Origin of the sequence: Arthrobacter sp. MYb213 (assembly GCF_002979915.1) — a bacterium.
Classification (GTDB): domain Bacteria; phylum Actinomycetota; class Actinomycetes; order Actinomycetales; family Micrococcaceae; genus Glutamicibacter.
Genome location: NZ_PCQA01000008.1, coordinates 86,953 through 100,003, shown reverse-complemented (window position 1 = coordinate 100,003; position 13,051 = coordinate 86,953). Strand labels below are relative to the sequence as shown.

The 13,051-nt window shown below is 54.3% G+C and carries 11 protein-coding genes and 1 tRNA gene; 9 read left to right on the top strand and 3 right to left on the bottom strand.

Going from position 1 to position 13,051, the window contains the following annotated elements; genetic code table 11:
* Positions 1-74: 74 nt before the first annotated feature.
* From CQ011_RS16850 to CQ011_RS16835, 4 genes are all read left to right on the top strand, one after another.
* Positions 75-148 (top strand) — tRNA-Pro (locus tag CQ011_RS16850).
* A gap of 284 nt (positions 149-432) precedes the next feature.
* On the top strand, positions 433-1,335 hold the full coding sequence (locus tag CQ011_RS16845; RefSeq protein WP_105678859.1) for an ATP-binding cassette domain-containing protein: 903 nt from the start codon (positions 433-435) through the stop codon (positions 1,333-1,335).
* A gap of 243 nt (positions 1,336-1,578) precedes the next feature.
* The gene (locus CQ011_RS16840; RefSeq protein ID WP_286161245.1) at positions 1,579-2,142 is read left to right on the top strand and encodes an ATP-binding cassette domain-containing protein; all 564 of its coding nucleotides are present in this window, start codon (positions 1,579-1,581) and stop codon (positions 2,140-2,142) included.
* 247 nt (positions 2,143-2,389) lie between these two features.
* A complete protein-coding gene (locus CQ011_RS16835; protein WP_105678857.1) occupies positions 2,390-4,279 on the top strand; it encodes an FAD-binding monooxygenase in 1,890 nt (629 codons plus the stop codon).
* Between the two features lie 244 nt (positions 4,280-4,523).
* Here the strand turns inward: CQ011_RS16835 and CQ011_RS16830 are convergent, their stop codons facing one another.
* Together CQ011_RS16830 and CQ011_RS16825 are read right to left on the bottom strand one after the other, a co-directional pair.
* Positions 4,524-4,883 (bottom strand): DUF488 domain-containing protein, encoded by a 360-nt coding sequence (locus CQ011_RS16830; RefSeq protein ID WP_105678856.1) that lies wholly within the window; start codon positions 4,881-4,883, stop codon positions 4,524-4,526.
* 15 nt (positions 4,884-4,898) lie between these two features.
* Positions 4,899-5,483, bottom strand: coding sequence for a hypothetical protein (locus CQ011_RS16825; RefSeq protein WP_105678855.1), 585 nt, complete (start codon positions 5,481-5,483; stop codon positions 4,899-4,901).
* A gap of 175 nt (positions 5,484-5,658) precedes the next feature.
* Here CQ011_RS16825 and CQ011_RS16820 point away from each other — a divergent pair, with 175 nt between their 5' ends.
* From CQ011_RS16820 to CQ011_RS16805, 4 genes are all read left to right on the top strand, one after another.
* Positions 5,659-6,111 carry an FHA domain-containing protein gene (locus CQ011_RS16820; protein WP_105678854.1) on the top strand — a complete coding sequence of 151 codons (453 nt, stop codon included), beginning with the start codon at positions 5,659-5,661 and terminating at the stop codon, positions 6,109-6,111.
* Between the two features lie 77 nt (positions 6,112-6,188).
* Complete coding sequence (ftsR, locus tag CQ011_RS16815) at positions 6,189-6,944, top strand: transcriptional regulator FtsR (protein ID WP_105678853.1); 756 nt, start codon at positions 6,189-6,191, stop codon at positions 6,942-6,944.
* 40 nt (positions 6,945-6,984) lie between these two features.
* Positions 6,985-7,467, top strand: a complete 483-nt coding sequence (locus CQ011_RS16810) for a bifunctional nuclease family protein (protein ID WP_105678852.1) — start codon at positions 6,985-6,987, stop codon at positions 7,465-7,467.
* Between the two features lie 202 nt (positions 7,468-7,669).
* Positions 7,670-8,260 carry a MerR family transcriptional regulator gene (locus CQ011_RS16805; protein WP_105678851.1) on the top strand — a complete coding sequence of 197 codons (591 nt, stop codon included), beginning with the start codon at positions 7,670-7,672 and terminating at the stop codon, positions 8,258-8,260.
* Positions 8,261-8,346: 86 nt separating this feature from the next.
* Here the strand turns inward: CQ011_RS16805 and CQ011_RS16800 are convergent, their stop codons facing one another.
* On the bottom strand, positions 8,347-9,162 hold the full coding sequence (locus CQ011_RS16800; RefSeq protein ID WP_105678895.1) for a ParA family protein: 816 nt from the start codon (positions 9,160-9,162) through the stop codon (positions 8,347-8,349).
* 348 nt (positions 9,163-9,510) lie between these two features.
* Between CQ011_RS16800 and CQ011_RS16795 the strand changes: the two genes are divergently transcribed.
* Complete coding sequence (locus CQ011_RS16795) at positions 9,511-12,963, top strand: pyruvate carboxylase (RefSeq protein WP_105678850.1); 3,453 nt, start codon at positions 9,511-9,513, stop codon at positions 12,961-12,963.
* Positions 12,964-13,051 lie beyond the last annotated feature (88 nt).

The following is a 13,051-nucleotide window of genomic DNA, read 5'->3' as shown; positions in this document are numbered from 1 at the left end:
GGTAGGGTAATTAAGGAGCTTTTCGTAGACGGCACCCTCGTCGTAAGGCGCAGGGATAACGGCTACGAGAGCATCGGGCTATGGCGCAGCTTGGTAGCGCGCCTGACTGGGGGTCAGGAGGCCGTGGGTTCAAATCCCGCTAGCCCGACCGGCTAAAAACCCCGACGAAAATTCGTTTTTGTCGGGGTTTTTTCGTGTCTAAAATCTTACTCCGCTCGCCGCCCCCTTGGCAGGTCGAATGCCCGAGCGTAGTGTGTAGCGCATGGGAACGCTGTTTTTATAAACTAGATCGTCACGTTGAGTCCTACTCCGTGGCGAATTATGCGCTGTCGCACCGAACTTTCGTTCGAGTTCAAGAATTCCCTTTTCGGCCCGTAGCCAACAACTTTTTGCTAACTACGCAGCCTTGCCGAGGTCACTAAGGAGTATCAGATGACCCGCGAACCATTAGTTGTTCCTCCGACACCCTCGCGAAATCATGTCTCCGATGATTTCGTTTGTTCCCTGCACCAAGTCAGCGTCAGTTTTGCTGAACGAGATGTTTTGAAAGGGGTAGATCTACACCTTGGTGCCCAGCAAAGAATTGCGGTGCTAGGGGACAACGGTGCAGGAAAATCGACCTTGCTGCGCGTGCTCGCTGGGACACTTTCACCGACTTCGGGCCATCGCCTCATGCAGGTACCTGGTGGTATTGCGATGGCCAGCCAAAACCCCATGTTTGCGCAGAAGGCTACGATCCAAGACGTCATCGACGGGTATCATCATAGATTTCGCGACCTAGAACGACTGATCGAGGCCATTGGCGCGCGGCTGGAACGCGCAGAGGCAGAAGACTCCGAACACCTATTAATTCAATTGTCGCGAGTGACTGAGCTGTATGAGTCGCAGCAAGGTTATTTGGTGAACCAGAGGCTGATGGTCGCCTTAGAACAACTTGGCCTTGGCTCCCTCGATAGAGGAGAGGAGGTGGCAACACTGTCGGGCGGTCAACGTTCCCGGCTTGCCCTAGCAGCTGTGCTTTGTGCAGAATCTCAGCTTCTCTTACTCGACGAACCGACCAACGACTTAGATGACACCGCCTTAGCTTGGCTGGAAGACAATCTACAAAATCATCGCGGTGCCTTGGTGGTGGTTAGCCACGATAGGGTTTTCCTGCACAAGTTCGCACAAGATATCTTGCAAATCGAACAAGGCAAGCTTCGGCATTACCGCGATGGATACGACGGTTTCCTACGAGCGAAAAGGCTGGAACGGGAACAAACTATCGCCAAGCATCAAACGTGGACTGCGGAATTGGAACGTGCTCGTCGACTTGTCGTGAAAAATACCAATTGAGTTGCTGCGGTCCCGCGTAAACGGGAAAAAGCAGGGTTTGGGCATGGTGCCTTTCGACAGCGCAGCCGCACCCATGGATCGACGAGTCGGATTCGGCAAGCAAAGTCTCGGATTGATGAACTCACTGAGCAACCGGCAATCGTTCCACCACAACAGCTACATTTTGAGCTCCCGAGATCCGCTGCGGAATACGAAGAGCCAAGAGAAGAGCTGATCATCCTTGAAGCCATCTCACGGCGCAATTTGCCGAAGCTGAGCGTTGACAGCCTGACTATTCGGGCGGGGGAGCGGTGGTTGATATCAGGAGCAAACGGTGCCGGGAAAACTACCCTCCTAGGAGTCTTGGCTGGACAGTTACCCGTGGAAGGCGGAGAGATGTTCCACGCGCCAGGATTGAGCGTGCGTTGGCTTCGACAGGATCTACAAATCCTCCCGGGCGACAGCCTGATTGAGGCCTACGCCTTGGCCATTGACGCTTATCTGCCAGAGGCATGGTTGCAATTGGCGGCATCGGGACTATTCGAACCTCAGGACTTCACCCGCCATCCACGAACCCTTTCGGTAGGACAGCAGCGAAGGCTGGAGCTGGCCGTCGCGATATCTAGCGAAGCGGAAATCTTGCTACTAGACGAACCGACAAACCATCTGTCGCCGGAACTAGTAGAACAGGTGGAAAGCGCATTAACTACTTACCCCGGAACCGTCATCACAGTTACCCACGACCGGCGTTGGCAACAAAAACTCATGAAGGTCTCCCATGCTCACAGGCTGACGGTCGGCGCAGACGCCGTGGTTATCCGGTCCTAGACGGGGCACCTGAACTCAATGTGCAGCAGTTCGCTGTTTTCCGCAGCATCGATGCGAGTTGCCGGCAGCGCTATTTGATTTCTATTTATGGTGGCTGACTTAGGCAAAGATGAGACGAAACCAATGTGGGCTTGTGTCGACGTTCACAATAGACTTATAGTTAGTGTGCGATATGCGAATCTGATGTTCTATTATCGAACACAAGAATTTTGAATCTAAGCGTTCACAGAGAAGTGAGGATGAAGCTGTGCAGTTTCACCACAATGGGTATATTTCCGCGGATCCGCGGGTCCAACCAGCAGCCGGAACTGGCCTTAACCGTCCCGAGGAAATGCCTGACGTGATGGATGTGCTAATCGTTGGCGCAGGTCCGGCCGGCATTATCACTGCTGCCCAACTCTCACAATTCCCAGATGTCCACACGCGGATTATTGACCGCCGCCCGGGCCGATTGGAGATTGGCCAGGCCGATGGCATCCAGTCACGCACTGTGGAGACTTTCCAAGCCTTCGGATTCGCCAAGCACATCACCAACGAGGCTTACATCATCAAGGAGACCACCTTTTGGAATCCTGATCCGGCGAATCCTGAAAATATCATCCGCACCGACCGCACCGCTGATGATCCGACCGGTGTCAGCGAATTCCCGCACTTGGTGGTTAACCAAGCACGAGTTATTGATTACTTCGCCGAGTTCGCCGAAAACTCGCCGGCACGAATCACCCCAGAGTACGGCTGGGACTTCAAGGAACTAACAGTCGAAGGCGGTCAGGAATACCCTGTCAAGGTCACCTTGATCGGATGCGGCGAGGATAACGAGGGCGTTGAGCGCATCGTTCGCGCGAAATACGTCGTCGGTTCTGATGGTGCTCGAAGCAATGTGCGTCGCTCCATCGGTGCCAAGCTCTCTGGTGACAAGGCCAACCACGCGTGGGGTGTCATGGATACGCTTGGGCTAACCGACTTCCCTGACGTGCGCACCAAATGTGCCATCCACTCTAATGCCGGCTCAATCCTGCTAATTCCTCGCGAAGGTGGACAGCTCTTCCGACTCTACGTCGATCTGGGCGAAGTTCCTGAGGGGGATGGCGGTAAGGTCCGCGAGACTCCGCTGGAAGAAATCATCGAACGTGCCAAGAAGATTCTGCACCCTTACACGTTGGAAGTGAAGGACGTGGCCTGGCACAGTGTCTACGAGGTCGGGCACCGACTCACCGACCGTTTCGACGACGTACCAGTCGAAGAAATTGGCACCCGTGAACCACGAGTCTTCATTACCGGCGATGCTTGCCACACGCACTCGGCTAAGGCCGGGCAGGGCATGAACGTTTCCATGCAGGACGGCTATAACCTCGCTTGGAAGATCGGTTATGTGCTCTCCGGCCAGGGGCCAGAAAGCCTGCTGCGCACCTACTCGGCGGAACGTCAGGTCATTGCCAAGAATCTGATCGACTTTGATAAGCAGTGGTCCTCGATGATGGCCGCAATGCCCGAAGACCTTGAAGGCAAGGAAGGTGTCGCGGAGTTTTATGTACGCACCGCTGAATTCCCTGCAGGCTTCATGACCGAATACGCCCCATCTGAGCTGACCGGTTCCAAGGAGCATCAGGATTTGGCCATGGGCTTCCCGATTGGCAAGCGCTTCAAGTCTGCCGAGGTCATGCGTCTAGGCGACAATAATCCAGTGCATTTGGGCCACCACCACCGTGCAGACGGACGCTACCGAATCTATGTCTTCGCAGATCAGTCTGTAGCAGGTGATGATGCAAAGGTCAGTGAACTTTCGAAGTGGTTACTTGAATCGCCAGAGTCGCCGGTTGTTAAATACACCCCGGCTGACGCTGATATTGACTCACGTTTCGACGTCAAGGTCGTTTACCAGCAGGACTACACCACCTTCAACCACAACGACGCACCAAAGGTGTTCCGCCCGAATCATGGGACGTTTGGGCTGATGGACTACGAAAAGGTCTATGCCGTGCTCGACGGTAACGATATCTACGAGCAGCGTGAGATCTCGCGGGACGGCGCAATCGTAATTGTGCGCCCAGATCAGTATGTAGCTAATGTTCTGCCATTAGATGCACGCGCCGATCTGGCAACGTTCTTTGACGGGGTATTGCTCGCGCAACGCTAGCCTCGAAGCAAAGTTAAGCGTAGTCTCGTACGTTATCCAATTGCCCTGTCACACATTCTTGTGGCAGGGCAATTGTTTTGGTCTGCGGAATATCGGAGGCTATTTCGTAGTTCTACTTGGATAGGAAGTAGCACTAGAGGAGAACTCATGGAATTCAAATTCGATCTTCAACAAGTCTCAGAATCCGACATGGCCTGCGTTGACGGCGTCTGTTTTGTTCCGCCAACGAAAACAACGGATGAAGCTACTGAACCAGCTGCTCACGTAGAAAGTCTCGAAGCACCATTGCATGGTTGATTTGCTCATCTTTGGCTGCATAGACGAAGGTGACGACCGGTTGCGCCTCGACAAGTTCTAAGAACTCGTCGACAGCAGGATTCTGGTTGAGCTCTTGACGATAATGCTCCGCAAATTCCGAAAACCTGTCTGCATCGTGATGCCACGCCTTACGCAGTTCGCTAGAAGGCGCGATGCCTTTGGCCCACCGGTCCAACTTGAGTACTTCTTTAGTCTGTCCCCGTGGCCACAACCGATCAACTAGGATTCGGTAGCCGTCAGGTTCTTCAGCAGCTACATAGGCACGTTTGAGTCGTATTTCTGCCATTGTCGTTCCTACTCCTTAACCTGCATCATGAATTGTGGAGTCTAATGGTGCCTTCTGTTGTGCCTCTAGATCTCTGATGCGTGCGCCTCGTCGGCGGAAGACCAGCCAGCTAATGACAAGGATCAATGAGATGGCCGCGGAGCTTAGGGCGCCAACGAGGCTGGCCCCACCGAACCACGTTGCTCCTGTATTCAAAATTGCCTGTGCCTTCTGTGCTGCATCCGAAGGGTTCCGGAAGATCCCAAGGGTTAGCCAATTAGGTAAAGCAAGAACAACCGCGAATATAGCGATTACTCCGCGCCCCCGCCAGCTCAACTTGCGGTAGCGCACCTGCCAAAGAACCAGCATCGGAATTAACGTAAAAACGAAACCGATGGAGAAACCGGAAACCCAGCCGCCCGTGGCGGAACCTGCATTATGGCTGGAAATTTTAGTCGCCCACCAAACAGGCATAAAAATCGTAGCGATCGCGTAAATTCCTAGCAGGATGAGAGGCGCAATTACACCTAGGAGTAATCGAATTTTCCAATTTGAGCGTGGTTTAAGAGTCGTGGCTTCATTGCTGGTTAGGCCACTTGCAGCACGCGTTTTCTCTTCCATGCAGGAATCATTGCACGTTTGGGCCTACTGAGCCTCAAAAATTTGTAATATCGTGTTATCTCTTGTGTGCTGAGTAGGCTAATCTGGAGATAGTCTGGTGTAAACCATTGATCATCCGTTTACCTAAAGGTCGTCAAGCGCAAGCTTGAGAGCAAATTTTCTTGGAGGACCCCAAATGTCTGAACATGGGCCGGTTGACCCGCATATCGAGTCTGCCTCCGAAACGACCAATATCTTCTTGCCGGCGGCTCACAAGTCTGCTGAGCCATCGGTAATCTATCCGTTATCGGATGATGAACGTACTGCGGTCTCAGCACTTCCTGCAGGATCCGCCTTGTTGATTGCCCATACCGGGCCAAACAAAGGCGCGCGCTTCTTGTTGGATACGGATTCGAATATCGCTGGTCGTCACCCGGATGCCGATATTTTCCTAGATGATGTGACTGTGTCCCGTCGTCATGCAAAATTTGAGCGCGTCGGTCAAGGATTTACGCTCAGCGACATTGGGTCGCTCAATGGAACCTACATCAACGGTGATCGTATCGACTCGGTGACTTTAGCCAATGCGGTACAGGTGCAGATCGGTAAATTCCGACTCAATTTCTACCAGAGCGTGCCAAACGTTTAAGCTAGGTACTGAACTAGTTTCCTGGTGGCCTGCGGTTCGGGCTAACTTTCAACCTAACAATTTGAGGAGCCTCTCCTTTGCCACTCTTTGATGCAGCCCGTAGCCCACGACTCGAGGCAGTTCGCCACGAGAACGTGAGAGCGGCAGCACTGAACATTGGCGAAGTACTCTCCGAGCTCAAAGATGAGTTTCCTCGAGTCACTGCCTCCAAGATTCGTTTCTTAGAGGACAAGGGATTGATTATTCCGCAACGCACATCAGCGGGATACCGTAAGTACACAGCTTCAGATGTCAGCCGACTGCGCTTTATCCTCTCGGTTCAGCGGGATCAATACCTGCCTTTGAAGGTCATCAAGGATCACCTTGACGCGATCGATCGTGGGGAAGCTCCTGCAGCGCTTCCAGGAGGTGCTCCAGTAGCGCCACAGGCAGTCAACAGCGAGATGGCTGAAGCAATCGATCGGCATTCCCGGCCGGTTTCCCTAGCTGAGTTGTGTGGGTTGACCTCTGCCAGCGAGGAACTAGTTAACGAACTAGTTAACTTCGGCTTGATAGAGCCGGAATCGGGTCGGTTCGATTCGCATAGCGTAAGAGTCACGAAGTCTGCCGTCGAGCTCTCAAATCACGGGATTGAACCACGTCACCTGCGCCAGTTCCGCACCGCTGCCGAGCGCGAATTCTCGCTCATCGAATCAATCATTGGTGCGGACTTGAAAAAGCCAGAAGTTTCGGCGCGTGCTAGAGCCGCTGAAGAAGCCCAAGAAATATCTCGACAGTGCCTGGAACTGCATGAGGCGCTGGTACAGCGTGCGATTTCACAACTTGATCGCTAGGCTGAGCTTAGCAACGAGTTCGCAACACTAGGGGGAGTCCATGCTTGAACTAGAGTTTGCCGGGATACGAATCCAACTTCCTTCGAACCAGCCACTTCTGCTCTTAAAGCGTCATGAACAAAATCTCTATCTTCCGCTGTGGATCGGTGCACCCGAAGCCTCTGCGATCGCCATGTCTGAGCAGGGTCTAACGCCTCCCAGGCCGATGACGCATGATTTACTGATCAACTTACTGGAAGCGCTCGAGGTGAGCCTACAACGAGTTGAAATCGTCTCGGTGCAAAACGCGATCTTCACGGCGGAACTTGTGCTCTCAAATGGCAAACGTGTGGATTCTAGATCATCGGATGCCATTGCTTTAGCGGTCCGCGCTCAATGCCCGATTCTTTGTACCGAAGAGGTCATGGAATCTGCGGGGGTAGCCATTGAAATTGAATCCGAAGATGAAGAGCTTCCCGAAGAGCAAATGCGCGAATTCAGGGAGTTTCTGGACAATATTGATCCCGAAGATTTCTCCGCCTAACCCAGCCTGCAACCCTTAAAAGCGACACGCCTTAAAGTTAAGCTTGAAGGTCTTTGACCAAAGCCCCTTATAGCCGTACCGTCGAAGCATAGGGAAAATTCCTGTTGACCGATCCATGGTTCGCCATCACTCGCACCTATCAGTCGCTAGAAAAAATTTCTCATCTCTCAATGGATTTTGCTTACACACTAGGAGTATTTGGATGGACTCTAGCCAGACCGGTCCTCGTCTTGGGACCACCGGTGGCGTTCAGCGATCCAATACTCAGGGCCTGCTCTTCACCGATGATCTACCTGAACTTGATGAACATGCCGGTTACCGTGGACCGGTAGTGTGCAAGGCGGCTGGGATTACCTACCGCCAGCTTGATTACTGGGCCCGTACAGGTCTGGTTGAACCGGCAGTGCGCGGCGCCAAAGGCTCGGGCACGCAGCGGCTCTACTCCTTCCGAGATATTCTGGTTTTGAAAGTAGTCAAACGCCTTTTAGACACCGGGGTTTCTCTACAGCAAATTCGGACCGCAGTCAGCCATCTTCGCGAGCGTGGAGTTGAAGACCTGGCGCAAATTACTTTGATGAGTGACGGTGCATCGGTCTACGAATGCACGAGTGCCGACGAGGTAATTGATCTAGTTCAGGCCGGACAAGGGGTCTTCGGCATCGCCGTGGGTCGAGTCTGGCGTGAAGTCGAAGGATCACTTGCGGCGCTTCCTTCCGAAAGTACCAGCGACCAATTGGCTACAGATGAGCTCTCCGCTCGCCGTGCCGCAAAGGCCGCTCGAAACGTCGGCTAAATACTTTATTAGAAACAAAAAGCTTCGGCTCCAACCAACTTTTTCAAGTGGTTAGAGCCGAAGCTTTTTACGTATGGGTGGTGTCTCTAGCTGTTTGGAGTGGGCGCAGCTGACATGAGTTCCTTGAGCAATGCATCGAACTGGCCAAGCATAGGAGCGGTGGCCTTACTTGGCCACTGATGCACCGAGTAAGCGGCGCCCTGGATCTGCTGCCACTCAGGGTGTTCAGGAATTTCTGGTTTCACCATTGAGTCGCCGAACATTTGACGCATTTCGTTGAGACGGAATGTATGTTCTGCGGAGTCTTTACGTACTCGGTTCGCGACAACACGTACGGGGCCCAGCGACGGAGCAAATTCGCGGCGGAAGAGTTCCAAGGCACGCTGGGTGCGCTCGGTTCCCGCAACGGAGAATAGGCTTGGCTCGGCAACGAGCAATAGCTGATCCGACGCGCTCCATGCCATGCGGGTTAGACCGTTAAGCGAAGGCGGGCAGTCGATAAGAACAAGCTGGTAACCGCTAGTGCGACTCAATAACTGAGATAGACGGCGTAAATCACGAGTACGTAAATCGGGGCGGTCATAAATACCGGTAAAGGCGTCGCCAACGGCAACGTCTAGTACAGGAATACGTGTGCGCGATTTCTTTTCGGCTGCCTTGGACTGCCATGCGCTTGCTACGACATTGTCCTGAAGGCGTGCGCGGCGAACGTTCTTGAGCATTTGCCCAATTGGCTGCTTACCGTTTACTCGTACTCCCAAGCCAGTGCTCGCGTCCGCGTGCGGATCTAAGTCGATCACGAGCGTCGGAATTCCGGCTGCGAGTGCTGCTGAGGCCAATCCGAGTGTTACGGAGGTTTTTCCTACGCCACCCTTGAGGCTGCTGATGCTCACTACATGCACGGACCAGACCACGCCTTTCACTGCTCGCTGATTATGTGTCCCACAGAATATTTAGTCTTCCTTTATCATAGTGTGCCGAGCCGTAATTCCCCGACTCCGCAACGTGGGATTTTTAGCACGAATGTACCTATGTCAAAAAAGATCCATAAAGCGTCTGGTGGAGATTGTGGTCAGACCACATGACGAAATGTTTGGTAATTGTGTACCCGATCACGGTAGGGTATCCACAGCAGCGGTTAAAAATATCCGTTATGCGAAGCCCAGCACCCGGGTAATACGCGACGAAGCGTCCACACATGGACGCAACTCCGAACCCAAACGGGTGTGCTGAATCGATGTAGGGAAAATATGTTTGAGAAGATCTTGGTCGCCAACCGCGGTGAGATTGCAATTCGTGCTTTCCGCGCTGGATACGAACTCGGCGCCAAAACCGTTGCCGTCTACCCATATGAAGACCGAAACTCGATCCACCGGCAGAAGGCTGGAGAGGCCTACCAGATTGGCGAAGAGGGACACCCCGTTCGCGCCTACCTGGACATTGACGAAATCATTCGCGTCGCCAAGGAAGCCGGCGCAGATGCTATTTACCCAGGCTACGGTTTCCTTTCGGAAAACCCAGATCTGGCGCGCAAAGCTGCAGAAAACGGCATTAAGTTCATTGGTCCAAAGGCGGACGTACTTGACCTAGCTGGTAATAAGGTTGCTGCGCTGAAGGCTGCACGCAAGGCAGGCATTCCCGTGCTGGAATCCTCGGAGCCAAGCGACGACGTTGACTTCCTGTTGGCCGAAGCAGACCGTATCGGTTTCCCTATCTTCGTCAAGGCAGTTGCCGGTGGCGGTGGGCGCGGTATGCGACGCGTGGACAAGCGCGAAGACCTCCCAGAGCTGATGGGCGCCGCAATGCGCGAAGCCGGAACGGCTTTCGGCGATCCAACAGTCTTCCTAGAGCAGGCAGTACTTCGTCCGCGTCACATTGAAGTTCAGATCCTCGCCGACGAACAGGGCAATGTAGTCCACCTGCATGAGCGTGACTGCTCCTTGCAGCGTCGTCACCAGAAGGTTGTGGAGATTGCTCCCGCTCCAAACCTCGATGATTCGATCCGGCAGGCCCTCTTCCGCGATGCGGTTAAGTTCGCCAAGGCTCTGGGATACCAGAACGCCGGTACCGTGGAGTTCTTGGTGGACACCGTCGGTGAGCGCGCCGGTCAGCATGTGTTCATCGAAATGAACCCACGTATCCAGGTAGAGCACACGGTGACTGAAGAAGTCACAGATATTGACTTGGTTCAGGCCCAGATGCGCATTGCCGCAGGCGAAACCCTGAGCGACCTCGATATCAGCCAGGACACCATTCAGGTTCGTGGTTGGGCCATCCAGTCCCGTATCACCACCGAGGATCCGGCTAACGGTTTCCGCCCGGACGTCGGAACAATTACTGTATACCGCTCTGCCGGCGGTTCTGGCGTACGTCTAGACGGCGGCACAATCTACACCGGTGCTGAAGTTTCACCGCACTTTGACTCGATGCTGGTCAAGCTCACCTGCCGTGGCCGCGATTACGCCACTGCCGTGGCACGTGCACGACGAGCACTCGCTGAATTCCGTGTTCGCGGCGTAGCGACCAACATCCCGTTCATTCAGAACGTGTTGAACGATCCACAGTTCATCGCCGGCGATGTCGCCACTGACTTCATTGACTCGCGTCCAGATCTGCTGACCGGTAATGAATCTCAGGACCGTGGCACCAAGGCGCTTAACTACCTGGCGCACGTGACTGTCAATAAGCCCAATGGTGAACGCATCGATGGCATTGACCCTCGTAAGAAGCTTCCAAGCTTCCCGGGTGACAAAGCCTCCGAGCCTGAGCGCTCGCCATTTGATGGCCCATCGAAGTCGGTAACACCACCAGCTGGCTGGCGCCAGAAACTCATCGACCTAGGTCCTGAAGGATTTGCCAAGGCGCTACGCGATTCAACCGCCGTTGGTATCACCGACACCACTTTCCGTGATGCACATCAGTCGTTGCTCGCAACACGCGTTCGTACTCGTGATCTGCTTGCAGCCGCTCCCGCTTACGCACACACCGTGCCGCAGTTGTTCTCCATGGAGGTCTGGGGAGGGGCAACCTACGATGTATCACTACGATTCCTAGGCGAAGATCCATGGAAGCGTTTGGAGCTCCTGCGCGCCGAACTACCGAACATTCCATTGCAGATGCTTCTTCGTGGTCGCAACACCGTTGGTTACACTCCGTACCCAACTGAGGTGACCGATGCCTTCGTGAAGCAGGCAGCTAAGAGTGGCGTCGATATCTTCCGTATCTTCGATGCGCTGAACGACGTGGCGCAGATGGCTCCGGCTATCAAGGCGGTCCGGGAAACCGGAACCGCGGTCGCCGAAGTGGCCTTGTGCTACACCGGCAATCTTCTTGATCCCAAGGAGAAGCTATACACGCTGGATTACTACCTGAATCTAGCTCAGCAGATTATCGATGCTGGCGCACACATCATCGCCATCAAGGATATGGCCGGTCTGCTTCGTCCGGCTGCGGCGAAGAAGCTTGTCACCGCCTTGCGAGCACGCTTCGATGTCCCAGTCCACATGCACACCCACGATACTGCTGGTGGCCAGATGGCTACCCTCACGGCAGCCATCGAGGCCGGCGTGGACGCGGTAGACGTTGCTTCGGCAGCGATGGCAGGCACTACCAGTCAGCCATCTGCTTCGGCACTGGTTGCTGCATTGGAGCACACCGAACGCGATTCTGGTCTATCAGTGGCAGCAGTTGCTTCCCTAGAACCATACTGGGAAGCAGTGCGTGCCATGTACAAGCCATTTGAATCCGGACTGCCGGCTCCAACCGGACGCGTTTACCAGCACGAAATCCCCGGTGGACAACTCTCCAACCTGCGCCAGCAGGCTATTGCGTTGGGATTGGGCGAGCGCTTCGAAGCCATCGAGTCCATGTACGCCTCGGTCAACGACATGCTGGGCAACGTCGTGAAGGTGACCCCATCATCGAAGGTGGTTGGCGATCTAGCTCTACAGCTCGTTGGCTCCGGTGTGCCAGCTGTTGATTTCGAGTCCAACCCGCAGAACTTCGACATCCCAGATTCGGTTATTCAGTTCCTTTCGGGCGAATTGGGTAACCCTCCTGGTGGCTGGCCAGAACCGTTCCGCGCCAAGGCCCTGCAGGGTCGCACCGTGCGCGATCACGTTGAGGCAGTCTCAGATGAGGACTTGGCGGCGCTGACTAGCGACGACGAGACCATCCGCGCAACACTGAACCGCTTATTGTTCGCTGGTCCGACTCGCGACTTCGAAAAGTCGGTAGAGAACTACGGCGACCTCTCGGTATTGCACACCCGTGATTACCTCTTCGGACTGACCCCAGACGTTGAGCGCGTAGTTTCGCTTGGTACCGGTGTTCGCTTGCTGGTCAAGCTGATTTCGGTTTCCGAAGCCGACGAAAAGGGTCTGCGCACCGTGGTGTTCTCGCTCAATGGTCAGTCGCGTCAGATCAAGGTTCGTGACGAATCCGTTGAATCAACCGTCAAGAGCGCGCCAAAGGCGGATCCGAAGAACTCGGGTCACGTCGCAGCGCCATTCGCCGGAGCGGTGACGATCAATGTTAAGGTCGGAGATTTGGTCGAGTCCGGACAATCGGTAGCCACTATCGAAGCGATGAAGATGGAAGCTGGCATTACCACTAATGCCTCAGGCGTCGTTTCACAGGTAACTTTTGAGGGAACTAGCCAGGTTCAGGGTGGAGATTTGCTCCTGGTTATTGAACCTAAGTAAGCACCGGTTTATGTAGCGTTTAGCAAACTACCAATGGCGTGGCGCCTGGGGCAATCCCTAGGCGCCACGCCATTGGTATGACATGTCG